This window comes from Taibaiella sp. KBW10, from assembly GCF_003852495.1.
Taxonomy (GTDB): Bacteria; Bacteroidota; Bacteroidia; order Chitinophagales; family Chitinophagaceae; genus Edaphocola.
This window is the reverse complement of the sequence record NZ_QAJI01000003.1, coordinates 760369-783141: the sequence shown is the minus strand read 5'-3', so window position 1 is coordinate 783141 and position 22773 is coordinate 760369. Positions and strand designations below refer to the sequence as shown.

Sequence of the window (22773 nt, the reverse complement as noted above, 5' to 3'; positions counted from 1 at the left end):
GATATAGAATCCTTTTAGTGAAACGGAGTTGTATCATGCAAAAAGGGAGACGCTGCAATTGTGTATAGCAGCGTTTCCCTTTTATAAAGATGTACAATACAGTAGGTTTATTAATCTTGGCGAATCACTTTGTAGATCGCAGATCGTGTATCATTCTGTATTTTGAGCCAATAGATGCCGGCAGATAAATCTTTTACATACACTTTGTTTTTACCTGATTGGAGCGATCCTTTATTTAATATTCTTCCCTGCACATCACTGATGGTGTACGATGCATGGTTCATATTGCGCTTAATGTTTATGGTCAGGTAGGTTAAAACCGGATTAGGAAATATATCAACCTCATCTGCTCCTATTGATTCTTTAATGCCTGTAGCACTGTATAGGAAGCCTGTCGACATATTAAAGCAACCTGCTGCATTACTTACTTTTACTTTATAAGTCCCGGAAGCGGTCGGGGCATAGGTCTGGCCCGTAGCACCAGGAAGGAGGGCATTGTCTTTGTACCATTGATAAGTATAACCGGTAAGCGAACAAGATAGCAGACCTGCAGCCTGGGTGATTACCGGAACGGGAGGTAAGGAGGCAATCGTTACCGTCGTATCATAAGGCAGCGTAGTGGCATTTGGCAGCGCCGCTTTTATCCGCAATTTATAAGTACTTCCTGCAGCCAGCGACGAGGGTAATACAAATTTAAAAGTGTCCAATCCAGTATTGGAAAAAGGAAGCGTAGTGACAAATGATGGCGTACTGAAACTACCCGTAACCGAGGACAATTCTAAGGCGAAGTTAGTAGCGGAAGAGAACAGCGTGTTGTTATAACGGAAGGGTACCTTAACAGAGTCTGAGGGGCACCATACCGTTTTGCTTATCGTATCAAAAGATACCAGAGGCGCCACCTTCAGTTTCGCAATAAAGGCATCCTGTGCCTCAATAGCATGAAAAGAGCTGTTCCCGATATTAAATGTAGTGAGTGGGTTAGTTGGTTCCGTACGGAATTCACCGCCGGTATATACATTTCCGGCCAGATCAACGGCGGTAGTAAAAGACCTTGAAGAGGCCGATATCGTGTACCCTGTATTTTTATGGCCCGCTATTGCACCTGAAGAATCCAGTTTTAGGACACAGACCATAGGTGTATGGATCGTATTGACGGGAATAGTATCATTTCCGGTGTATACTGTACCATAGTTCTCCATGGTAACATAACTGTTCAGGTTCTCGTCAACTGCAATCGCCGAAGAAGCATCTGCAACACCCATTGCATAAAACACCCTGCTCCATCTCAAAATACCCGCTGGCGTATAGCTGAGTATAAAGCCCGCATTAGGACTGGAGCTGCTGTAATGGTTGTTGATAATATAATCGTTTGGTGACGACACCTTCAGTGTATCATAAAAATTGCCCGTTATATAAACATTGCCCGATTTGTCGTTTGTGATGTCTCTAAACCGCGGTCCCGCATTCATGCCCTTCACCCATACAAAGCTGCCGGAGGCATTAAGCTTTAATAATATTCTCCCTGCAACACCGCTCACATTGGGTATGGTATAGAAGGTACCGTTAAGGTCCAATCCACTTCCGCGCATCGCGAGATACAGATTTTTATCCTTGTCTACAGAGAGCCCCTCTACAGAGGTCGTGCTGCCGGTAAATCCGTTTTTTAACCATTGCGTCTGGCCGTTCTGGCTGCTGAATTTAGCAATATAGAAGTTGCTGCCGCTTTGCTCTGTTGCCTGTAAATAAAAATTATCAAAGCCATACATCGTGCCTCCGTATCCCGAAAACTGGGAGAAAATGTAGACATCACCATCTTTATCTACCGAAAGGTGTGTCGCTGCGGGGCTGCCCTGGCTGCCGGCAATACCGGTAACCTGCCCATATTTTTTCCAAACGACGGTACCGGCACTATTAAGCTTTACAATAAACTGCTTATAAAAATTTGCCTGGCTTACGGGAACTACAATAGAGTCATTTTGGCCTATTTTTAAGGTAGGTCCGGTAAACATACCAGTAACATAAATATTTTCATTGCCGTCGACAGCCATGTCTCCGGCATAGAGCGGATAAGTCGAAACGGCGTTTTGTAGTGTGCCTAATACGATTCTTTTTGAAAAAAGTAATTGCCCGTTTCTATTATGCTTCAGCAAGGCAAATCCGCCGCCACTCATGTATGGTCCTGCAGTAAGGGTATCGTTTTGAGCAATGACCTGAGCATTGCTGGTTTGCAGGAAAGAATATACATTTCCGGAGGCATCTGCCTTGATCCTATGGGTGATCTGCTCTTCAGCACCACCATAGTGTTTTGCCCATACCCATTCTGCGGTATTTATAGATTGTGCAGAGGCATTGAAGCCCGGCGAGAAGAGGAGCAAAAATACTAAAAATTGTACTGCCTTTTGTTTCACTATATGCATAGATTGTTGCATTTAATTTATATTAAGAATGTTAAAGTTAGAAAAAAATTATCATTCATAATTTTGAAACGCATTCTTCATTATTGAGACGTACGCAAAAAGAAAGGCTGCACATGGCAACCTTTCTTCCCTTAACGCGGCTGTTGTTGCGTCACACAATGTATCATGCCCCCATTTGCAAACAAATCGCGGCAATCAATGCCCACAACCTTTTTGTCCGGATATAATCGTTGTATCATGGCATTCGCAATAGCATCGTTGGGATCATTGTAATTCGGTACCAGAACACGGTTATTCGCAATATAATAATTGATATAAGACCCTTTTCCGAGATTCTTTCCATAAGTGGTGTGTACCTCGTTTCGGCTTAAAGGGAGGGTAACGAATTGATACGCTTCTCCTTTCCCATTTGTGGCGGCATATAAGGTTTCAATATCTTTTTGGGGTACCTCCCAATACGCTAAATCAACTGCACTCATAGTGATAATAGTTGCCGCATTAGCGAATCTTGCAAAGCCGTCTATATGCATATCTGTGATCTCCAGCCCGGCCCGGCCTTCAAGCCAGATGAATTTGGTAACTCCTAAATATTTCGTGAATACGCCTTCTGCCTGTTGCTGTGTCATGCCCGGATTTCTGTTCTTGTTTAAAACAGAACTTTTACAGGCCATTAAAGTACCCTGTCCATCTATCTCAATACTTCCGCCTTCATTAATCATAACATCATTAAGGTCTACCTTTTGCAACTGCATATCTGCCGCGATTTTTGCCGGTATTGCATTACAATGATCATAAGCGGCCTTGTCGCCCCAGGCATTAAAACCCCAATCCTGAATAAAGAGCTGTCCGTTTTTATCTTTTACATAAATGGGGCCATTGTCTCTTATCCATACATCATCGGTCGGATACACCTTAAAATCCACATTGGTCAAAGGAATGGCAGCCCCTTGCAGCAAATTAATGATCCGGGTCTTTTCTGCTTCATTATAGGCAATCAGGTGCACCCGTTCACTGTGTACCAATGCGCCCGTCATGGCAATCCAAGTGGCATCCAGACGGTTTCGATATTGCAGGCCATATTGGTATTGATGTGGCCATTGCAGCCATGTTCCTTCATGTGGAGCAGATTCTTCCGGCATGGTATAAACGATGCCTTCCGCGGAAGGGTCAGGGATTTGTTGCGGTGTATCTTTGGTACAAGATAAAAGGGTAGCAGATAAGAGCATGAAGATTATATTCATTTTGTACATGATTGAAATGTCTTTTTCAAGACAAAATTAAATGGATACAAACGCATAAACTTGTCCGGAATGGACAAGTTTACTTCAGTGGCAGTAAGATGGCGGTTAGTTGATCTTCTTCGTTGTCGGTGTTGTCCGCATGCCTGATATATTGTTCAATAATGGGGCTATGGCTAAATTCGAGATCTGTATCCAAAATCCAGCCGGCGTAAATTTTCTTATAGGTATCCTCTATCGTCTCGTAAGTACCCGTATGCATAAATTGGGCGTATCGTCCACCCATTATGGTTTTTGAAGGAAGTTGCCGATGCTTCGGAGCTTGGGTAGCGCAGGCATCATAACGGCATGTCAGGGCTTCCCTAATCAAAGGTTCATCGGCAATCAAACCGAAATAAGCGGTTTCGGTAAGTGGAAATTCATAAGACATGAATTTTTGCCATAATAATTCTATCTCCTCATTCGCATAATAGGTATCGGCGCTTTCATAGTAAACGGTGGTGGTTTCGCGGTAGATGATCTTTGGCTTGAGGATTTGCTCCGCCTGTATCGGGAGCAGTCCGGCTTTGGCATATAAAAGTGCTTTTTGGACTTTTGCCTGTTTGGGTGATATATGGAAGTGTTGCTTAAATGCTTTGGAGAAAGAAGCCAGGTTGGCAAACCCGACTTCAAGGGCAATTGCGCTGAGGCTTTCTTTAGTGTAGAGCATCAATTTATAAGCATGCTCCAGCCGAAGTCTTTTTTGGTAAGCGCCTATTGTTTCTCCGCAACTATATTTAAAAATCCGCTGTATATTCCGGTAGGAGTAATGCGAAACCGCTTCCAGCTCCTTTATGGAAAGGAGTTGGTCATACTTACGTTCAATAAGGTTTATGGTATCATAAACACAATACAGGTTTTCAGGCACCTGTGCTTTCATAAAAGAGTATTCATTACCTAATAAAATTACGTAAACCCCGGCATAAATGGCCTATACACTGGTTTGATACGGGTTGCGGATGGATGTTTATGATCGCTTTTGCGCCTATGTGCAGGGCTTTAATTATCGGCAGCACTTTATAGCACCTCCCCCTTATGTTTTTTTATCATTTCTAATAATAAGCAAAAATAGTTCAATATAAATGTGTTAAATATCAAATATTATTTAATACATTTGCGCTCAATAACAAATGAATAACAAGGACTACGGGTAACTATGGACTGCTGTCATTTCTCGAATTGTAGCCATAGGCTTTGTCTGCCTCATTAAATTCTGGATATTTTGAAGTTCATTCTAGATCATTAATTATAAAAACCAACACCCCTTAACCCTTATCTATAAAACCATAAAACAAAATGACAAAAACACGATTGAAATGGGCAGGCGCCACATTGATAACCGGATTATTTATGGCAAACACTACGGAGTTGCAGGCACAAGCCTTATCTGCCGGAGACATTGCGATCATAGGTGTCAATTCTGATTTGAATACAGTGGTCCCTGCCGATCCGGATGAGTTGGCATTGGTCGCCCTTAAAACCATTCCCAGCGGAACAAGAATTTATATATCAGATTACTTCTGGGATGCGAATAACAGCAGATGGGGTAATGATGGCAATAATGGAACCACCATCAATGCTTCGGAAGGTGTTATTACCTGGACCACTACGACTTCTATAGCAGCGGGTACGGTATTTAAAGTCGGGATTGCAGTCTCAGGTGGATTGACAACCATAACGGGTTTACCGGGTACAGTATCCGCAACCGGATGGAGTTTACCTGCGATAGCACAAGGCGGTGATAACTGGTTTATTTACCAGGGTGCTAATGCCGGTACACCCTCAACATGGATTTTTGGCTTTGCTAACTGGGCCGCTCCTTCTAGTCCAACCTACACTTGGTTGCCTTTAACGACAACTGCGGCAACTGCTGCCGGCTCTCATTTACCTGTTGGGCTGACAAACGGGGTAAATGCGATTGCATTGACGGGTGTGACATCATCTGTACCAACCCCCAGTAATCCACATTACGACAATATGGTTTATAATGGCGTCCGTACTGGTTCTAAGTCTGTCCTGTTAGGTGAGATTGTGGCTACGGGCAATTGGCTGGGTGATGAGACGACTACCTATAATTTAAGTCCGGGAGGAACGCAGTTTCCCGGAGCCAATCCCGTTTTTACAATTGCGGCGCCACTACCAGTGAGCCTATCGTCTTTTACGGCAACACCCCTCAACAATGCGGTTGTTCTGAACTGGATTACAGCGACAGAAAAAAACAATGCCGGTTTTGAGGTCGAAAGGTCTACAGACGGAAAGGAATGGACTGCCCTCGATTTTGTAAAAGGTATGGGCGCTAGTACCCAAAGTACCCCTTATGCTTACACAGACATATCACCACTTAAGGGGCAAAACCTGTATCGCCTAAATCAAAAAGACTTTGATGGCAAACAGGAATATAGTAAGGTCGTTAAAGTACAAATGGAATGGTCTGCCACACCTGTTTATGTATACCCTAATCCGGGAAAAGAAGCGATCCATATCCGGTTGAATGACCTGTCTTTACTACACAGTGAGGTCAGCTTATACACTAGCTATGGAGAGCAGATAAAAAATATGACCCTAAGTGCGGCACAAACGAAACTGGATATCAGTAACCTGAGTGCAGGTACTTATTTACTCAAATTTGCCGATGGTACGGTACATAAAGTAATTAAAGATTAATCATCTAATAAAGAATATAATAAAGGGTTGTCATGATTGACAGCCCTTTATTATATCTGTTTTGATTGATTTTTATACAGTCCTCTGGATGCATCAAAAGTTCTTTTTTTACTTTAAAAGAGGAGTGAAAATATGATGCAGGAAAGCGGAGTCGATCAGCCATTCAACTGATTTACAGAACAGGACAGCCTAATAATTGCATCAGGATTTTGTAAAATAATACACAACAACGGGCTTAAATCGTAAAAAAGGCTTAATTTGATCCTCAAAATTGTACCCATGATAAAATATTAATATCCATTCCTCATCCATAAATACATCTATATGAAAAAACTAATGCTGGTGCTGAGTGCCGTTTCTCTACTCACCATTACCTCTTGTTCTTTATTTAGCAACAAGCGTGAAAAAGGAACACCTATTGAATCTACCAAAACGGCTGTAGATGCGCTAAAGGCAGATAAAAGTAAAGAAGGCAAGCGCTATACCATAACAGGCTATTTGACGTATACACCGCCATTAACCGTTTATACCAATAGACCGCAAACCGTTTATGTCTATACAACACCCGGCGATCCGAATAGCCAAATTGCAATCTTGGATATGTCTTGGGGAGAACATGCTAATGCGGTTTTTCTTCCGGGTAAAGAAAGAGATCTGGATAAAGTAATCTTCTATGATAACGAGAACAAGCCGTTTACAAGCGCGGATAAAGTGGATATTTCATTTGAAACGGATGTCAATGTTTATTTACAAAAAATCCGTATCGACAGAGCACAATAAACTAAGCGGGTACCACATTTTTCCGTGTTACCAAGGGGAGTAAGATGCTTTCCTGAGACAACCCCGGCCTGAAAGCCGGGGTTGTCCTATTTTTCTGTTTAACCTCCTCATTATCCTATCGTGAAAAGATCGGTTTTTACAACTTTAACGCTTACCTTTCGGGAAATATGTCTCCATGAAACCTGAGATAAAAGAACTGCATAATGTCTGGTCGACCAACAGGGCGGTACACGGAACGGATCGTCATCAAATATCTTTTAATGAATTGACGAATTCGATTGTTTCTACCGGTCCGTTTTCTTTTTTTATCATCGACTTCTATGACATGTCTCTTTCTAATATCAGTGATTCGATATATGAACTGCATGACTTCGATCGGGAAAATATTTCGCTTAACGATATACTCAGTGCAATCCATCCGGATGATATTGGTTTTGTGATTAAAGCAGAAGATTTTTTAACCAAGTTCTTCTTTGAAAAAGTAGGCCGGGAGAAGCTCCTGAGCTATAAAATCAGCTATAATTACAGAGCAAGGTTAAAAAACGGAACCTATGTTTTGTTTAACCATCAGGCGCTCATGCTAACTCAAGATGAACATAATGGCTATGGAAAATCGCTGATCATTAACACCCGAATAGATCATCTGAGTAATACCTGCAATTATAAGGTTTCTTTGATCGGTTTACACGGCGAGCCCTCATACATGAATTTAAGTATTGACGAGCCTGATCATGTACCCGCTCTGTTTTCGAAAAGAGAAATAGATATTATCAAAAATATTGCAGAAGGCTTAAGTAGCATGGAAATAGCGGAAAAGCTTTTTATCAGTGATCTGACAGTAAAGAAACATCGTAAAAATATTCTTAGCAAAACGGATTGTAAAAATACCGCCCAACTCATTAAAACCTGCGTTCTGCAAGGTTTGATTTAATGTCTCCTTTATTGGTGCCTGCTGACCGGCATAATATTATTCCGATTTATCGGATGAATAATGTTGCGCACTTTCCAATAGTATTTTTCAGAAAAATACTCCTTTTGGGGTATTGCATCGCGCGCGGGCTCATGCTACCTTTGTTAAAAGGTTGTACCAAAGCTTCATTGGGCTATGAGAGTTTATATAAAATACCTAAGTTATGCAAGTGCCTTGTCCGGGGCTTTTTCCCCTGAATTGTATGCGCAAATTTCTGCGGGAAGGGTACGGTACCAAAGTGTACAATCCACATCTCATTCAGCTAAAGATACAGTATCCCCGGAAGCGCAGGCCAGAGCAAAAGCGATTGCAGCTATGCAACGAGATATGGGTTGTGTACAACCGGATACGGTAAAGATAAATGCGGCAAAAAAGGCTGCTATGGATTATAACAAAAAGCCATAGCAATAGAGGATTCATCGGCCAATAACCCTATCTCTCCATAAAATAAACCACGAACTAATATGATACATCGATACAAAAAAATAGGGCAGCAATTCCTTTTGATCCTTGTCTTCTGCAGTGCAAGTATTAATTGCTTTGCACAAATGGGCCTCGAAAATTCCGTTTTGAACGTATTCGAGAATATGGCATTCCAGTCCGATTATGACAACATCGTTGCCCTAATGAAGACTAGTGGCATGACCCTAAAGTCAAATGTAAAAGACGAAAAGGGCAATCATATGTTGGCTTTCGATACGCCTCAGGAAGTAGCATTCGGCTTCTGTTATGCTGCAAACAAAAAATTAGTATATATCAGGATGGATCTTCCGGTGCGCTATGCGGCAAACCTCGAACCGGTCATCAAGGAATTGCGCGAAAAAGGATTTAAAGACAGCATACTACATACCAATACTTTTACAGATGAACCAATGATGGTAACGTATCATCATCAAGAATACCCTTATGAGTTTGTCTTGTATAATGTATATCCTGATGTACTGAATTTATTCTTTTTCAATACCGCCTTTGGCAATATTGAGCAGTATAAACATGAATATAACTTTGGGAGCTCTTACAATAAATGAAAACGCAAATACTATACCCATGTATAAATCTATCCTACAACAGATTTTTTTAGTCCTCCTTTTTTTGTCTACCGGCTTAAGCGGCTTTAGCCAAAACAAATTTGACGACGACCGGCTCGAAACGATAGCACATATGTCGGAAAGCCTAACAACCGAAAATGTCGAAAGCGTGATGACGCGTTTTGGTGCGGTAGCCATGGAGCATACGAATGAATTGGGGCTGAAAACATATATGTTCAAATGGCGTACAGACAAAATATTCTTCTTTGTATTTGAGGGCAAAGAGCGTACACCAATTGCAGTTAAACTCTATAAACCACATGTCACAGGTGAAGTAGAAACGTGTATTGATGAGTTGAAGAAAAAAGGCTTTACAATTTCGAACTATAAAAGCAAAGGGACTAAATATAAAATCTGTAAGAAAGATACCTATCAGTTCGTTTTGTCCGATGAAAAGGAATCCGGGAAATATTTTTTTATGATCGTGCATCCGAAATACGATGCTCGTATAATGCTGTAAGCCGCATCTCTCTTGGCTGCTGCAAACAAAAACCCGGCTCAATGGAGCCGGGCTGGTCATTCAAAAGTTTTCCTGCTACGTAGTTTTCATAGGTGTAGGCAGTATGGCTTCTGAACCCTCATGTACAATACAAAGGTGCAACATAAATACATACTCGACAATAACCCTAAAGGGTGAATTTGTGATTATGGCCGCCTATATCTTGCCATATTCAACCGAATCAGGGCAAAGACCTTTAACGCATAGCTTAGGGTTTTAATATGGCAATATGGAATCTTTATCATTCAGCATAGTTTGGTAATTTAATCTGCTCCTTTGGTTCCTTTTTTTCTTTTGCGCTGAAGCGCTTCGTAATCTTTTTCACGAGCTTACTGGATGCGATGCCAATAACCGTATTGAAGAGCGCGATGCCAAACTTTGTTTTCGGATGCGCTATCCAAGGCACACCTGGAGGCAGATTCTGAATGTCCTCAACAAAAGGGCGCAGCAGCTTTTCATAAGCTGTAAATGCTTCTTCATGATTTGCATTTCTCGACAATTCCCCCGCAAGTATATATGCGCCAATGATGGAAAGGCTTGTACCCATTCCGGTCATCGGCGTGGGGCAATAGGCCGCATCGCCAACCATGGCACACCTTCCCTTTGTCCAATGTGGCGCGTTTACCTGGCTAATACCATCTAAGTATACATCTTTGCTGTCTTCCAAAGCCGCTAAAATCCGGGGTGCTTGCCAACCGGCATCAGCAAATTTCTGTTTCAACATTGCTTTCTGCTCCGTTACATCAAGCTTTTCATATCCATTGTCCGGCGACAGAAAAGAAAAGGAAGCCCTTGTTGTGCCCTGGTTGTCCGGTCGCAGGTTAATGACCCTGGATCCGGGAGCATTATACCAGTAGGCCCAATCCGTATCTGATTCTATTCGGGGAATCGTGAGATAAGAACAGTATACACCGATATATTTGATTTTGGGTTCGGTTCCAAACATCAATGTCCTGGTTGTAGACCGTATGCCATCAGCGGCAATCACAAGATCGAATGAGCGAGGGGCAGCCTTTTTAAAGGTAACCGTAACCTGGCTATCCTGATCATCCAAATCCGTAATCTGGTCTCCAAAAATATATGCTACATTTTCATGGGTGGCTTCATAGAGAATCTTTGCAAGGTCGCCACGCAGGATTTCGAGTTCTGCCGTGCCAAAATCAACATCCCCTTTTGGAAATTCCCCTTTAATTTGGTTCGCTGCATCTACAAAACGGACGCCCTGCTCACCTGTATTGGCCGCCCGTATTTTATGCTCCAAGCCCATTAATTGTACTATTTTCTGAGCCTCGTTTCTAACATCTATATTTTGGCCGCCCAGCCTTAATTCTTCGGCACGTTCCACAACAGTGACTTCAAAGCCAAACCGATGCAACCAAAAGGCGAGGGTAGGGCCGGCAATACTGGCGCCTGATACGAGTACTTTTTTCTTATTCATGTCGCTATTTTATAAAAATGGGTTTCCCCGAGATCATTAAAGATCTATTTCGGTTTAATGATTTGATGATGCTGCGTTCATTTTCACTTTACTTTTTAGTGAAGTCGTTATTTATTTTCCTGTTTATCATTGGCGCTTCCATCGCGATTACTTACCCAGTAATATTATCTGTTGCATTCTGGTTTCGATTCAAATGCATGTAAATCAGTATTGGTAAAAATAATAGGAAAAGCCTTCAAATGTATCATTTGCAGGCTTTTATAATTTTTAACTGATCGTTTCAGCAGAGAGAATGTGTCAAAGTTCGAACCGATTGATGAATGATTTGGTTGAAATTCAAAATGCCATATGATAGAAATCATGTCATTCGATAATCTATAATTATCAAGCTTCCAGCCAATTGGAAATAGTATCCTTGGGTTCGTGCTCTAAATGATAACGCAGCACTTAAATAGCTTTTTTACCAATCAATCTTTCTACATGAAGCATAGCTTTTTAAGGTTCATTACATTGAGGGATAAACTGCCCGAATGTTTTTAATATTTTCATCCGGTATATAAAAAAGAAAGCCATTTTGGTGGCTTTCCTTCGAGAAGTGGCAAGATATTGATACATGGTTGACGTAAATAATATTCAACAAACCTACCGTTTAGCTTGACGCAGATAATGGGATTTTATTTGGGTATGAGATTATAATTTATTAATTTTTCCCTCTTCCAGTATAACTCCTGTGTTTGCATCGCTCAATTTGTAGTAATAAATGCTGTTTTGCAAAGATCCGATGCTTAGACTATTGGCTTGAGCAGAGCATTTAGCATTAAATACCATTCTGCCAGTTACATCAGTTATTTGAAGATTCCAGACAGCTGCTCCCGGAACTTTTGCATATAATATACCTGTTGTCGGATTCGGATAAATCAGATTGTTAGCCTTTTCTTTGGCAGACACAAATATGCGTTTAACCTCAGAATAGGCCACATTGCCATCTTTTGACGTAATAGCCAATCTATAAAAATTATCACCGGTAAGTGGATTTAAATCTGGAAATTGATAGTTGCCCGAATTATTCACTGACATATTGCCCAAACGAGAAAATGACGTGCCGTCAGCACTTCTTTCAATTTGATAATCCATAATAGCTGCATCTGAAGATGTATTCCAATTTAAATAGACTGCACTACCGTTTTTCTTCAGGTCAAATGACAAAAGTCCTAATGGCAAAGGAATGCTTGCGCCCCATTTAAAATTATCTAGAGCCACGTAGTTCGCATTGGGGCTTTGGATGAGTAATTGATCGATATTAGCATTGCTGTAATTAGTGCCTGACGAAAAGTCGATAAATGTAAAGCCGCTATTGTTGGTGAAATCAGTTGCAAAACCTGTAGTCTTTATATAGGTAAATACGGTATTACCTGCACGCTTCCCTGTAATAGTTAAACCTCCGGCGCCAGATGGATTGTTACCATTATCAGTAGACAGGTAGATGAAAATAGATTTAACAGTAAACAGAGCGCCATTAGTTGTTTGCAAGCCGTACACATGACCCGCTGTTGCCACCGCAGGGGGTACCAAACCGTTGTCGATAAATTTAGCAGAATAGTCTGTACAGTTGCCCGTTCCGGTGCAAGTTGTTCCTACTCCATAATAACTATTTGTAGAATTCGTGGAGTTTGTGCCATTGCAATTAGCATATTGTTGTCCCGGAAGCCACACCCCCGAAAATGCCTCCTGTCGCACAATTATCAGATGTGGTTGTAAATGATTGTCCATTACTGGTAAATGTTGTGGGTCTTACATTAACAGTAGTCTGAGTTACCGACTCAAATGTTTCCAAAATTTGTCCAGATGATAGCTGGGGTAAAACAACAAGCAGAACGAAAGGAAATAAATTTAGTTTCATATTTATCTTTTAATCCCAAATGTAAAATAATTACCATTATTAACATCTTAAAATCAACTTTTTGCAACAACTAAAGTCGGCAATCGTGGTAACACTTATTTAGCAGTCGCAACAAAGCTATACCATTTAAACCCGCAACTTCAAAAGTCAGGGGATTCGAACCTTGAAAGACTTATAATGAATGAGTAAGAAAAACGCTCAAATGTGTTAAAACAAAAAAAACCGCTAATATAGCGGGTTTTTCTTTCTTGCAGAGAGGAAGGGATTCGAACCCTCGATACAGTCTCCCGTATACACACTTTCCAGGCGTGCTCCTTCAACCACTCGGACACCTCTCTTTCTTAATGGGATGCAAATATAGCAGTTTTTTATGAACAGCAATACATTAATGCAAAAAAATACATACATTTTAGCTATTTTTGCCCTCAATTGTCATTATGCAACTCCCCCAAGGAAAAAAAATATTCTTTGCATCCGATTTTCATCTAGGTATTCCTGATAAGGCCAGCAGCCTGCTCAGAGAAAAACGTATATGCAAATGGCTCGACAGCATCCGCGACGAGGCAGCAAAGATATATCTGGTGGGCGACCTTTTTGACGTTTGGTTTGAATACAAAAACGTCGTGCCTAAAGGCTATACCCGTTTTTTAGGGAAGCTTGCAGAACTGGCCGATGCGGGTATCCCTATCGAAATCTTTACCGGCAACCATGACCTTTGGATGCACAACTATTTTCCTGAAGAGCTCAATATCCCGGTGCATTTCGACAGTATCACCTTTGAAGTCAATGGCAAGAAATTTTTTGTGGCGCATGGAGATGGGTTAGGCCCCGGTGATAAGAAATATAAAATGCTGAAAAGCCTCATGAACAGCCCGCTTTCGCAATGGCTGTACCGCAGAATACATCCCGATACGGGTGTTGGCATTGCCAACTATTTCAGCCGTAGGGGTGCCAAGCATCAGGGTACGCAGGACGGAGCTTTTAAAGGAGAAGACCGGGAGTGGCTTATCCTGTTCGCCAAAGCCTACCTGCAAAAAGAACATATAGATTACTTTGTCTTCGGACATCGTCATCTGGCACTGACCCTGCCGATAAAAGACAGCCTGTATGTCAATCTGGGCGACTGGATCAGTTATAATACGTATGGAGTATTTGACGGCAACAACTTTTCCCTAAAAACCTTTGAAGCACATGCATAAACAAGTCGTCATCATCAGACATGCCAAATCCAGCTGGGCCAATCCGGGTCAGACCGATTTTGACCGGCCACTCAATGAGCGGGGCAAAACAGATGCACCCGTAATGGGTAAGCGATTGCAAACATATGGCCTGCAACCCGACGCGATTTTCGCCAGTACAGCGAAGAGAACGCGGCAGACGGCCGATGCGATTGCCAAAGCAATGCAGTATACCGATGCAATACATTGGGAGGATAAGTTGTATCATGCACCACCGGAAACCATAGAAGATATGATCTGCGCGGCCGACGATGCTTTACAAACCATATATATCATCGCGCATAACCCAGGTATTACCGAATTTGTCAACGAGGCTATTCCCGGTTTCTGTACTCCGAATGTGCCGACTTGTGGCATCATCGCCTTTTCCGTAGCTTGCAGCCATTGGGTGGACTACCATCAGGCCCAAAAAACATTAATTACATACGATTATCCTAAAAACAACAGTTTAGATGTCTAATACCATAGCGTACCTGGAACGATTAAGCGAATTATTCACACAACATTTTAACGAACCCGTAGAACAGGTAGAAGCCATTCCTCCTTCCGGATCCGATCGGATGTATGTGCGGCTGATCGGCAAGAAAAACCGGGCCATAGGTGCGTACAGTAAAAACAAAAGAGAAAACAATACCTATTTCTATTTTACCAAAATATTTTTAAAACACGGTTTAGCCGTACCGGAAATTTACCATCAGACCAGCGACAGTATCTGTTATCTGATGGAAGATAAAGGGGCGCAATCGCTCCTCGAAATGCTCCTGAAAGATGGGAAGACCGATGCCGTAAAAGCCTTTTATGAAAAAGCAGTAGCCGATTTGGTCAAGTTCCAGTGGGTAGCGGGCCGGGAGATTGATTACTCCATGTGTTACAATACCTCCTCCTTCGATCAGAAAGCCATCCTCGCCGACCTGAACTATTTTAAATACTACTTTGCAGATGTCTTAAAGATCAACTACGACAAAGCCACCCTGCAAAGTGAATTGGAACAATGGAGTAAAGATCTGGATGCGGAAAGTGTAAAAACCTTTATGTACCGGGATTTTCAAAGCCGCAACGTCATGATAAATGATGGTGTGCTGGGCTATATCGATTTCCAGGGAGGCATGAAAGGTTTGCCCCATTACGATTTGGTATCCTTATTATGGCAGGCCAAAGCGCAACTACCAAAAGAATGGAAAACCCATCTGGAAAAACATTATATCCGTACCATTCAGCAAGCCAAAGAAATCGCTGATTTTGACGAGATGCACTTTATGAAAGTGTACCTTGAATGTGTACTGTTGCGCATCCTGCAAACCTTGGGTGCTTACGGGCTTAGAGGATTAATTGAGCGGAAACCCCATTTTATTTCCAGCATCTACCCGGCCTTACAACAATTACAGGAATACGTAAACGATTACGCTTACCTGATCAAATATCCCGAGCTGATCAAAGTGTTGCAGCAATTGGTAAAACCTGAAGTGATTGCACAGTTCTTTCTGCCCGTACAAAATCCGGACAAACCTTTGCAGGTGCAGATTTATTCCTTCTCTTATAAGAAAGGAATGCCCAAAGACACCACCGGGCATGGCGGCGGATTTGTATTTGATTGTAGAGGAATCTTAAACCCCGGAAGATTTGAAGAATATAAAACCCTTACGGGGCGCGACTATCCGGTGCAGGAATTTTTACAGACCAAAACCGAGATGCCTTTATTCCTAGAAAATATATTCGGTACCGTAGATATTACCATCAACGATTATCTGCGACGGGAATTTGACTACCTCACCATCAGCTTCGGTTGTACCGGGGGGCAGCATCGTTCTGTATTTGCCGCAGAACAAATGAAAAAACATTTAAAAGAAATTTATAATATCGATGCGAGCATCCTGCATTTAGAACAGGATGAACACCAGCAGGAAAGAAGATAAGTGCCGTACTCTTTTATCATAACTACCTAATTGTATAAAGTAAAACAGACTATGGAAACAATAGGCCATAAAATACTAAAACTGGAAGCCCTGGAGCAAATCGTCTTGCAAAAAGATCATATTGAGCTGGACGCTACTGCAGTCGCAGAAGTAGAAGCTTCTCATGCCTTCCTGACCGATTTTTCTAAAGATAAATTGATCTACGGTATCAATACCGGTTTTGGTCCGATGGCGCAGTACCGTATCGAAGATGAAGACTGCCGCCAGTTACAACTAAACCTGATCCGGAGCCATAGCTCAGGTATGGGCTTGTTGCTTACCCCCGATCAGAGCAGGGCGCTGATGCTCGCAAGGCTCAATACGGTCATGCGCGCCTATTCCGGTGTGAATCCCGAATTAGTGGTGTTGATGAAAGAGCTGATCAATAACGAAGCCTATCCCTGTGTGTACCAACATGGTGGCGTAGGAGCCAGTGGTGATCTGGTACAGTTGGCGCATCTGGCACTGGGATTGATCGGAGAAGGATATTTTCAGTTTAAAGGAGCGGTTGTCAAAGCGGCAACTGTATTTGCAGAGCTGAACCTACAACCACTGGCCATACATATCAGAGAAGGCCTTTCTTTATTGAACGGTACCTCGGCCATGACCGGTATCGGAGCCATTAATGTATTGCATGCCCGTAAACTATTGGCCGGAGAAATGTTATTCTCCCTGATGGTAAATGAAATTATGGAAGCCTACGACGATCATTTCTCCGAAGAATTGAATGGTGTAAAACTGCATAAGGGACAACAAACCGTGGCCGCGGCGATGCGTGCGATCACGAAGAACAGTGGTTTGATGCGCAAGCGCCATGAACACCTGTACGATAAAAAAGTAACCGAGAGCGTTATTGAGGATAAGGTACAAGAGTATTATTCCTTACGTTGCGTGCCGCAGATCCTGGGGCCTATTTACGACACTATAGAATACACCGCACAAATCATAGAACAGGAACTCAATTCTGTGAATGATAATCCTGTAGTGGATTACAGAACAAAAAATATCTATCACGGCGGCAATTTTCACGGCGATTATGTAGCCCTGGAGATGGATAAACTTAAGATAGCCATTACCAAATTATCAATGCTGGCCGAGCGCCAATTGAACTTCCTTTTAAATCCTGCTTTGAATAAACGCTTAACTCCCTTTATCAATCAGGGTGTATTAGGCCTTAATTTTGGTATACAAGGTATGCAATACCCTGCAGTAAGCAATGTGGCCGAAAACCAGATGCTGAGCAACCCAATGTATGTACACAGTATTCCCAACAATAATGATAACCAAGATATTGTAAGTATGGGGACCAATGCAGCCCTGATCTGTGCCAAAGTCATCGAAAACTCATTTGAAACCTTGGCCGTGCACGCCTGCACCATTGTACAGGCTGTAGATGCCAAAGGATTTAAAGACCGCCTGTCACCCGCCACCCGCTGGATGTATGACGAGTTGAGCGTATTAGCGCCGCCATTTAAAGAAGATGTTCCGGCATTTGAAAACCTGGCGAAAGTCAAAGAATGGTTGATGAAGACTGAAGTAGGCGCCAAAATGAAAAAGCTTTTAGGCTGGTAGAAACTACCATTTTTTCTTAATAAAACGCAATACAGGCGGACATCTTTGATGCCCGCCTGTATTGCGTTTATAAGCCTTTGCAAATGATGCTGTAGTTTAAAATGCAATTTTTATAATCAGTGATTTACGTATGTCAGTAGTGTTAATATCAAAACATAATGTTTACAAAGCCTAAAATACCTGTTAAAATGAATATCGCACAACATATCATTAACAATCATATGGCTGATCTTATGGCAAAAGAACGTTTCTTTGAAATGCATAACGAGAATAAAAATAAACGATATACAAAATAAAATAAACATGTAGCAAAATTTACTTTTTTTCAAATACACCCGATTTATTGTATTTTTTTAACCAATAGTCTCATTTTAAAAAGAAATCTGTACCGCTTTTTTTTAGGTGTATTTTTAGTAGGACAGATACCAAAATTTAAGGATTATGAAAAAAGTAATTTTGTCAGCAGTAATGCTCAGTTTTGTAGGGTTATTTAGTGCAAGTGCGCAGGAAAATAATCAAGACGTAAAGAAACAAGAACCGGCACAGACGGCAGATACGATTGTACCGCCTACGCCACCACCGCCGCCAGATGCCAGCACCGTTATTCAGGAAGCTCCTGTTCCCGTACCTGCAGTAGATGCAACCACCGCAGAGCCGGAAAAGAAAAAAGCGAAATCAGGGAAACAAAAAGCGCGCGATAAAAATGCAGCAGCTCCAAAAGAAGGACAATAATGATTATAGGGTATTCAGACCCTGGTTCTGGATGATGTAGATTTTGTAAACAATATAAAAGCACGCTTAGGTATATATCTAAGCGTGCTTTTCCTTTTTTGGATAAAAGCGGATACTCAATTTAGTTTATTGAAAAATGAAGATCGGCGGTATATAGAAAATCGACCGGGTTTCCTTTAAGATCCTTTGCCGGTACCCATTTGGGCATAGCCCTGATCACCCGTAACACTTCCTCAGGGATACCATTGCCTAATGCCTTGCCTTTGATAATGGTGGGGGAGGTAACAGTACCGTCCTTTGCGATCAAAAAGGAGACGATAATCCGGCCTTGCACTTCATTTTCTCTGGCTAGATTAGGGTACCGGATGCGATTTTTGATATATTGATCGACTACGATAGCGCCATCGGTGAATTTAGGGAGTGTTTTGATCCCTTTGGGCAGTACCTTAGGTTTCACATCCTGTGCATACATACCGGATGTAGACAAAAATGAGATGAAACCGATACAGAAATATTGGCGTATCCGGTGCATCAATTAGGTTTCTTTTTAAAAGGTTTACTTACGGCATACCAGCTGCGCCGGAATATATTCGTTTTGCTTGGCCTGATTTCTCTCGTGATCGAAACAGCACCTCTGTACTGTGGTCGGATTGGCTGTGTAATAATCTCCATCTGTTCTAAAGTATCGCCCGGATATCGCTTCAGTACCACGTTAGTATCCGTACCGATAATAGGAACGGGTATTGATACGGGTAAAATGCTCGTTGCAGGTAACGCTTTAGAAGACGTTTCGGTATATTTAGCTTCTATTAAGATTTCTTTATAGGGAAAGTTGTCAGGTATACTAAAATGAAATTCCCCTTTAGCATTACTATATTTCATCCCCAGGCCGGTAGCATGAATCTCCATTCCATACAGCGGTTTGCCGCTCATATTATCCAGAACGAGGCCAGAGATCCGGGCCTGTTTTCCGGTAGTCTGAGTTTGCTCTATATTCACTTTGTGTTGTGCCTTCGCTATAAAAGGAGCTACAGGAATTAAGAGTAGTGCCGCAGCCCGATACAACCAACTATTGCGGGGTGCCGGGTGGGCAAGCGGTAATGCGCGGTTCAATTGAGTCGCATCAAAATTGCCGCAAACAGGCTCTTTCGCCAAAAGAATTTTGCTAATCACGGTATCGCTCATCTCCGAAAAATCAAGCACGTTTTTTTGACAGGCAGTGCAAAAACGACCCCGTGCGCAAGGGCTCATCTTTGCCCAGTCTTCGTGGCAGGGTTCAGGTATGGATACGATCACGTTTTTACGGTTCATGCATTAAAGTTACCGATTTTTAGATAAAATAAAAGCTGCCCCTAGGGGCAGCTTTTGTACATAAATATATAAGATATAGCTTAATGCAATTTGACATCACTGTAGCCACCCTCTTTCTGGATCAGCTCAAAAGCCTTATCACCGGAAGCTTTCGTACCTCTGAAAATCAGTAAGGTCTTGCCATCCTGTAATTCTTTTTCATACATATCCGCGATCTCACTTTTCTCACCGTCAAGCAACAGGTTTGCAATAATACCACCGCCTATAATACCGAAATCAAAGCCCATAATAGCACCTGCTAAAGCACCGGCACCATAAATAAAACCTAAACCCGGAATCGCAATAATACCCACACCGGCCAAAGCACCGATTACAGGGCCTACTACTGCTGCAGTACCTACCGTTGCAACTGCGGTCGTGCTGATCTTGGACTGCAATGCATCATCAGCATCCACCTTACCCAAGATGGTCATATGTCTTTTTCCGAAACCATTTTGTTTTAACGCTTCAACAGTAGCGACTGCTTTTTCTTGTTGGTCGTACACTGCGATTATTGTAGCATGCATAGTATTTTGATTTTATAAGTTTTAAAAAAGATAAATAATTGACTGCACTTTATTTAGGGCAACATAAAGTTACACAAACTTACTTTACCAAATTCATCTCCTTAAATAACCAGGGCGCATTACCGTATTTTTCTATAATAAATAACACGTAACGTACATCTACCGCAATATTGCGGCACAGGTTAGGATCATAGTAAAGATCACTCATTGTGCCATCCCAGATGCGGTCAAAGTTAATCCCGATCAATTCTCCTTTGGCATTCAACACCGGGCTGCCAGAGTTTCCTCCGCTGGTGTGATTCGTGGCAATAAAAGTTACCGGTACCGTTCCGTTTACATTCCATCGGCCATAATCCTTGCGTAAATAAAGGTCGCGTAATTTTGAAGGAACATTAAATTCTTCCACATCAGGATTATGTTTTGCGATCACATCTTCCAGCGTGCTTCTGTAAGAATACAAGGAGGTACCTTGTGGCGTGATGCCTTTTACATGTCCGTAGGTTAACCTCAGGGTCTGGTTAGCATCGGGATAAAAATTCCGCTCACCACTCATATACTGCAATTGTTGTTGCATATAGATACGGTTCAGGAGATCCGTGCGTTTGGCATACGCAATCATACCGGGTCTCACCGACTGGTCCTGCCAATCGATAACTGCATGATAAATCTGGTAAGCCGGATCATTTTTAATATCCACCGTATCGCTGGCTTTGGGTGCATCAAAATAGTGCATGGCCATTTCCTTGATCGCTAAAGCGCTTTGCCCATATACATTTGAAGACCATTTTCCAAAATCGCTTCCGTTTTCGGTATATAATGATTTTACTTTGGGCGCAACGGCTAGTCCCGGTTGCATATAATAAAAAGGCATCAGGTTTTCAAACAGCTGTTTGTCCAGTACTGCATCATAATTTTTATAAAATCCTTCCAGGCCTTTCTTCACTTTCGCCAAAGTATCTGTGAGCGCTTTATCCTTAACGCCTGATCTGTAAATATTCAAAACCCTTTGCAGGTAAGCTGCCTGGCCAATGATTTCAATACCCAGTACCGTTTCATTCGTGCTTTCGTAAGCCCTTAAATAATTATTGTTGTGCTCCACAGCAGCATTAATCTGACTTAAAGTACTTTTAGGACTATTGATGCCGGTATCGCTAAGGCTTTTTTGCATCAAACGGGTTTCATAAGCCAGTTTTTTGCCTTTTACATCATTGAGTTCCAGTCCTCTGATCTCACCCTGCCATTTTTTATACCCATTACTTACCGAAGATTGCTTAGAGGCATATTTCAAAAACGTTTTCGGGTCTTTGCGCATTGCCTCATCCCAAACGCCCAGTTTAATCTTACGGGCCGCAATACGGATCGGATCAATGATGTCCTGCGTTTGTGCCAATTGCGCACTAGTTAAATATTCTTTGGTTACATAAGGAAAACCATAAACCATTGTATAGTCGCCTTCTTTTACACCAGAAGTATTAATCGGGAAATATTGTTCTGCCTTGTAGGGCTTATTGTTGATATTGTAGGCAGCAGGTTTATTACCCGGTCCTGCATATACCCGGAAGATGCCGAAATCGCCCGTTTGTCTTGGCCACATCCAGTTGTCCGTATCGCCGCCAAATTTGCCAATGCCATTTGGCGGAAACCCCACCAGGCGTACATCGTCATACTTTTCCAAAAGGGTTACCCAATATTCATTGCCATTATAAAAAGGTTTTACCTCAGCGGTATAGCCCAGTAATTTGCGGTAACCGGTTTCCAGGAACTTTATATTTTCAGCAATGATCTGTGCCCGTTCAGCTTCAGATGTTTCTTCCGTAATGCCTTTTAAGATCTGCTTCGTTACCTCTTCTATTTTTTTTATGAATGTAACCGAAAGCCCCGGGCAGGGAACCTCATCTGCATTATTTTTAGCCCAAAAGCCATTGATCAGATAGTTCTTGGCATCGGTACTCACACCTTGTACGGCACCATAGCCACAGTGATGGTTAGTGAACACCAATCCCTGGGCAGAGACCACCTCTCCGGTACAACCACCGCCAAATATCACTACTGCATCATTTAGCGCAGCCTTGCCGTCTTCATAAAGTTTACTCACCGGGATTTGCAAACCCGCCTTTTTCATTTCATCGGCTTGTTTCTTGAGGTCTGCCGGACGCCACATGCCTTCTTTGGCCTGGCTGTTATAGATAGTTGTCGAAAATAAAAGGGTAGAAAATAGAGAAAGCGGTAAAAGTCTGTTACGCATGAGATAATTGGAAAATAATGAAAAATAAAATTAGCAATATTTTATGAAAATATGCGATAATATTATTACATTAGCCAAAATTTTCAGATTTTACGAGAGTACTCTCATAATTCATTTTTGCTTT

20 protein-coding genes and 1 tRNA gene are annotated in these 22773 nt (G+C 42.0%); 11 read left to right on the top strand and 10 right to left on the bottom strand.

Features of this window, described 5'->3' with window-relative positions; translation table 11 throughout:
• Positions 1-110: 110 nt before the first annotated feature.
• From DBR32_RS07655 to DBR32_RS07645, 3 genes are all read right to left on the bottom strand, one after another.
• Positions 111-2417 carry a T9SS type A sorting domain-containing protein gene (locus DBR32_RS07655; RefSeq protein WP_158605939.1) on the bottom strand — a complete coding sequence of 769 codons (2307 nt, stop codon included), beginning with the start codon at positions 2415-2417 and terminating at the stop codon, positions 111-113.
• A 131-nt stretch (positions 2418-2548) separates the two neighbouring features.
• Complete coding sequence (locus tag DBR32_RS07650; RefSeq protein ID WP_199724398.1) at positions 2549-3658, bottom strand: agmatine/peptidylarginine deiminase; 1110 nt, start codon at positions 3656-3658, stop codon at positions 2549-2551.
• Between the two features lie 79 nt (positions 3659-3737).
• A complete protein-coding gene (locus DBR32_RS07645) occupies positions 3738-4574 on the bottom strand; it encodes a GyrI-like domain-containing protein (protein WP_124635695.1) in 837 nt (278 codons plus the stop codon).
• A 416-nt stretch (positions 4575-4990) separates the two neighbouring features.
• On the opposite strand from DBR32_RS07645, the gene DBR32_RS07640 reads away from it, so the two are divergent.
• The 6 genes from DBR32_RS07640 to DBR32_RS07615 all read left to right on the top strand — a co-directional run bounded on the left by DBR32_RS07640 (position 4991) and on the right by DBR32_RS07615 (position 9656).
• The gene (locus tag DBR32_RS07640) at positions 4991-6358 is read left to right on the top strand and encodes a T9SS type A sorting domain-containing protein (RefSeq protein WP_124635694.1); all 1368 of its coding nucleotides are present in this window, start codon (positions 4991-4993) and stop codon (positions 6356-6358) included.
• Between the two features lie 324 nt (positions 6359-6682).
• Entirely contained in the window at positions 6683-7138 is a 456-nt protein-coding gene (locus DBR32_RS07635; protein WP_124635693.1) for a hypothetical protein, read from the top strand.
• A 175-nt stretch (positions 7139-7313) separates the two neighbouring features.
• The gene (locus tag DBR32_RS07630) at positions 7314-8069 is read left to right on the top strand and encodes a LuxR C-terminal-related transcriptional regulator (RefSeq protein ID WP_124635692.1); all 756 of its coding nucleotides are present in this window, start codon (positions 7314-7316) and stop codon (positions 8067-8069) included.
• Positions 8070-8243: 174 nt separating this feature from the next.
• Positions 8244-8513: a hypothetical protein gene (locus tag DBR32_RS07625; RefSeq protein ID WP_124635691.1), complete on the top strand. Its 270-nt coding sequence runs from the start codon at positions 8244-8246 to the stop codon at positions 8511-8513.
• 59 nt (positions 8514-8572) lie between these two features.
• Complete coding sequence (locus DBR32_RS07620) at positions 8573-9136, top strand: hypothetical protein (RefSeq protein WP_124635690.1); 564 nt, start codon at positions 8573-8575, stop codon at positions 9134-9136.
• Between the two features lie 19 nt (positions 9137-9155).
• Entirely contained in the window at positions 9156-9656 is a 501-nt protein-coding gene (locus tag DBR32_RS07615) for a hypothetical protein (RefSeq protein WP_124635689.1), read from the top strand.
• 280 nt (positions 9657-9936) lie between these two features.
• Here DBR32_RS07615 and DBR32_RS07610 read toward each other — a convergent pair whose 3' ends face one another.
• From DBR32_RS07610 to DBR32_RS07600, 3 genes are all read right to left on the bottom strand, one after another.
• Positions 9937-11133, bottom strand: coding sequence for an FAD-dependent monooxygenase (locus DBR32_RS07610; protein ID WP_124635688.1), 1197 nt, complete (start codon positions 11131-11133; stop codon positions 9937-9939).
• Positions 11134-11823: 690 nt separating this feature from the next.
• Entirely contained in the window at positions 11824-12903 is a 1080-nt protein-coding gene (locus DBR32_RS07605; RefSeq protein WP_124635687.1) for a T9SS type A sorting domain-containing protein, read from the bottom strand.
• 381 nt (positions 12904-13284) lie between these two features.
• A tRNA-Ser gene (locus DBR32_RS07600) sits at positions 13285-13371 on the bottom strand.
• Between the two features lie 99 nt (positions 13372-13470).
• Between DBR32_RS07600 and DBR32_RS07595 the strand changes: the two genes are divergently transcribed.
• The 5 genes from DBR32_RS07595 (at position 13471) to DBR32_RS07575 (ending at position 18527) form a co-directional block, all read left to right on the top strand.
• Positions 13471-14232, top strand: coding sequence for a UDP-2,3-diacylglucosamine diphosphatase (locus tag DBR32_RS07595; RefSeq protein WP_124635686.1), 762 nt, complete (start codon positions 13471-13473; stop codon positions 14230-14232).
• Positions 14225-14731 carry a histidine phosphatase family protein gene (locus tag DBR32_RS07590; RefSeq protein WP_124635685.1) on the top strand — a complete coding sequence of 169 codons (507 nt, stop codon included), beginning with the start codon at positions 14225-14227 and terminating at the stop codon, positions 14729-14731. The genes DBR32_RS07595 and DBR32_RS07590 overlap by 8 nt, the downstream gene beginning before the upstream one ends.
• Positions 14724-16184, top strand: coding sequence for an RNase adapter RapZ (locus DBR32_RS07585; protein ID WP_124635684.1), 1461 nt, complete (start codon positions 14724-14726; stop codon positions 16182-16184). The genes DBR32_RS07590 and DBR32_RS07585 overlap by 8 nt, the downstream gene beginning before the upstream one ends.
• 51 nt (positions 16185-16235) lie before the next feature.
• Complete coding sequence (gene hutH / locus DBR32_RS07580) at positions 16236-17795, top strand: histidine ammonia-lyase (protein ID WP_124635683.1); 1560 nt, start codon at positions 16236-16238, stop codon at positions 17793-17795.
• A 441-nt stretch (positions 17796-18236) separates the two neighbouring features.
• Positions 18237-18527 carry a hypothetical protein gene (locus DBR32_RS07575; RefSeq protein ID WP_124635682.1) on the top strand — a complete coding sequence of 97 codons (291 nt, stop codon included), beginning with the start codon at positions 18237-18239 and terminating at the stop codon, positions 18525-18527.
• A 121-nt stretch (positions 18528-18648) separates the two neighbouring features.
• On the opposite strand, the gene DBR32_RS07570 is transcribed toward DBR32_RS07575, so the two are convergent.
• The 4 genes from DBR32_RS07570 to DBR32_RS07555 form a co-directional block, all read right to left on the bottom strand.
• The gene (locus DBR32_RS07570; RefSeq protein ID WP_233559687.1) at positions 18649-19059 is read right to left on the bottom strand and encodes an energy transducer TonB; all 411 of its coding nucleotides are present in this window, start codon (positions 19057-19059) and stop codon (positions 18649-18651) included.
• On the bottom strand, positions 19059-19838 hold the full coding sequence (locus DBR32_RS07565) for a hypothetical protein (protein WP_124635680.1): 780 nt from the start codon (positions 19836-19838) through the stop codon (positions 19059-19061). The genes DBR32_RS07570 and DBR32_RS07565 overlap by 1 nt, the downstream gene beginning before the upstream one ends.
• Positions 19839-19918: 80 nt before the next feature.
• Positions 19919-20404 (bottom strand): general stress protein, encoded by a 486-nt coding sequence (locus DBR32_RS07560; protein ID WP_124635679.1) that lies wholly within the window; start codon positions 20402-20404, stop codon positions 19919-19921.
• Positions 20405-20483: 79 nt separating this feature from the next.
• On the bottom strand, positions 20484-22649 hold the full coding sequence (locus DBR32_RS07555; RefSeq protein WP_124635678.1) for a S46 family peptidase: 2166 nt from the start codon (positions 22647-22649) through the stop codon (positions 20484-20486).
• Between the last annotated feature and the right edge of the window lie 124 nt (positions 22650-22773).